This is a genomic window from Roseomonas elaeocarpi (assembly GCF_042433915.1).
GTDB classification, from domain to species: Bacteria; Pseudomonadota; Alphaproteobacteria; order Acetobacterales; family Acetobacteraceae; genus Roseomonas; species Roseomonas elaeocarpi.
Window position 1 is genome coordinate 1 of record NZ_JBHLUN010000030.1, and the last position, 1,190, is coordinate 1,190.

Sequence of the window (1,190 nt, forward strand, 5' to 3'; positions counted from 1 at the left end):
TTACTTCTCGATGCTGGCGACGACGCCCGCACCCACGGTGCGGCCACCCTCGCGGATGGCGAAGCGCAGGCCCTGGTCCATGGCGATCGGCGCGATCAGCTCCACGTCCATCGCCACGTTGTCGCCCGGCATCACCATCTCCACGCCTTCGGGCAGCTGCACCACGCCCGTCACGTCGGTCGTGCGGAAGTAGAACTGCGGGCGGTAGTTGGTGAAGAACGGCGTGTGGCGGCCGCCCTCTTCCTTGGTCAGGATGTAGGCTTCGGCCTTGAACTTGTTGTGCGGCTTGATCGTGCCGGGCTTGGCCAGAACCTGGCCGCGCTCCACGTCCTCACGCTTCGTGCCGCGCAGCAGCGCGCCGATGTTGTCGCCCGCCTCGCCGCTGTCCAGCAGCTTGCGGAACATCTCCACGCCCGTCACCGTCGTCTTCACGGTGTCCTTCAGGCCGACGATCTCGACTTCCTCGCCCACCTTGACGATGCCGCGCTCGACGCGACCCGTCACCACGGTGCCGCGGCCCGAGATCGAGAACACGTCCTCGATCGGCATCAGGAACGGCAGGTCCTTCGGACGCTCCGGCTGCGGGATGTAGCTGTCCACCGCCTCCATCAGCGCCAGAACCGCCTGCTCGCCGATCTCGGGCGTCTTGTCCTCGAGCGCCGCCACGGCCGAGCCCTTGATCACCGGGATGTCGTCGCCGGGGAACTGGTAGGAGGACAGCAGCTCGCGCACCTCCATCTCCACCAGCTCAACGAGGTCGGGATCGGCCAGGTCCATCTTGTTCAGGAACACCACCAGCGCGGGCACGCCCACCTGGCGCGCCAGCAGGATGTGCTCGCGCGTCTGCGGCATCGGGCCGTCGGCCGCCGAGCACACCAGGATCGCGCCGTCCATCTGCGCCGCACCCGTGATCATGTTCTTCACGTAGTCGGCGTGGCCAGGGCAGTCCACGTGCGCGTAGTGACGGTTCGCCGTCTCGTACTCCACGTGCGCCGTGGAGATCGTGATGCCGCGCGCGCGCTCCTCCGGCGCCTTGTCGATCTGGTCGTACGCCGTGAACGACGCGCCACCCGACTTCGCCAGCACCTTCGTGATCGCTGCCGTCAGCGACGTCTTGCCGTGATCCACGTGCCCGATCGTGCCGATGTTGCAGTGCGGCTTCGTCCGCTCGAACTTCGCCTTCGCCATGT

At 67.2% G+C, this 1,190-nt stretch carries 1 protein-coding gene; it reads right to left on the bottom strand.

What is annotated here, in order from left to right; all coding sequences use genetic code 11:
* Window positions 1-1,188 carry an elongation factor Tu gene (gene tuf / locus ACFFGY_RS22220; RefSeq protein ID WP_377046728.1) on the bottom strand — a complete coding sequence of 396 codons (1,188 nt, stop codon included), beginning with the start codon at window positions 1,186-1,188 and terminating at the stop codon, window positions 1-3.
* Window positions 1,189-1,190 lie beyond the last annotated feature (2 nt).